Annotated in this window: 1 protein-coding gene and 1 pseudogene; both read left to right on the top strand. The window is 55.6% G+C overall.

What is annotated here, in order from left to right:
• Nucleotides 1-268, top strand: a pseudogene (locus A3754_RS22250) (TetR/AcrR family transcriptional regulator); the annotation flags it as partial.
• On the top strand, nt 265-819 hold the full coding sequence (locus tag A3754_RS22245) for a DUF1285 domain-containing protein (RefSeq protein ID WP_063521374.1): 555 nt from the start codon (nt 265-267) through the stop codon (nt 817-819). The pseudogene A3754_RS22250 and the gene A3754_RS22245, both read left to right, overlap by 4 nt.
• Nucleotides 820-909: the final 90 nt, after the last annotated feature.

The following is a 909-nucleotide window of genomic DNA, read 5'->3' as shown; positions in this document are numbered from 1 at the left end:
TGAGCTGGTGGCCAAGCTGCACAGTATCCGTGAGGCCAATTTTGCGCGGCTTACGGATATCGTCAAAACCCGCATGGAAGAAGGTTCACTGGAAGACGTGCCGCCGATGTATCACATCTGTTCTGCCTGGGCATTTGCCCACGGCGCCGTGGCACTGATGGAATCGCCGTTTTACCAGAAGCAAATTGACGACAAGGATGACTTTCTGGATTTCCTGATCGAAATCGGTATTCGCATGGGGAACAAGGGCCAGCGGGGGCCACGATGAAACAGGCCGAAGAGCTGCTGGCACTACTGGAAAAAGCCGCCGGAGATGAAACCGGCCTGCCTCCGGTGCATCAGTGGAAACCGGAACGGCATGCGGATATTGATATGCGCATTGCCCGCGACGGCACCTGGTTTTATCAGGAATCGCCCATTGAACGGGAAAGAATGGTGGCGTTGTTTTCCACCATCTTGTTGCGCGAAGACGATGATTATTTCCTGGTTACCCCGGTGGAGAAACTGCGCATTCAGGTGGACGATGCGCCCTTTGTGGCCACGGAAGTGCAGCAGGTGAAAGAAGGCGAAACCACCAAACTGGTATTCACCACCAATGTGGGCAGCCATGTGGTTGCCGGCGCGTCCCATCCCCTCTGGGTCAATACTGACAGCGAAACCGGTGAGCCTTCCCCGTACCTGTGTGTGCGGGATAATCTCAATGCCCTGATTGGGCGCTCAGCCTTTTATCAGCTGGTCGACTGGGCCGAGCAGCAGGGCGATACCCTGCAAGTTCACAGCAACGGTGAAACGTTCTCTCTGGGTAGCCTGACGGACTAACCGTATAGCGCTTGTCGGGTGCTTAAGGAGCCTCTGAATAACTCCTTGCGTACTCAGCGTGGTCTGGAGCGTGCAGCTGTTGTGTCTTGT

This window comes from Alcanivorax sp. HI0083 (assembly GCF_001635175.1).
The sequence above is the reverse complement of the archived record's forward strand: the minus strand, read 5'-3'. Positions and strand labels throughout refer to the sequence as shown.

Coding starts and splice junctions, on each gene's coding strand:
- A3754_RS22245 (WP_063521374.1), top strand. CDS start 265: ATGAAACAGGCCGAAGAGCTGCTGGCACTACTGGAAAAAGCCGCCGGA.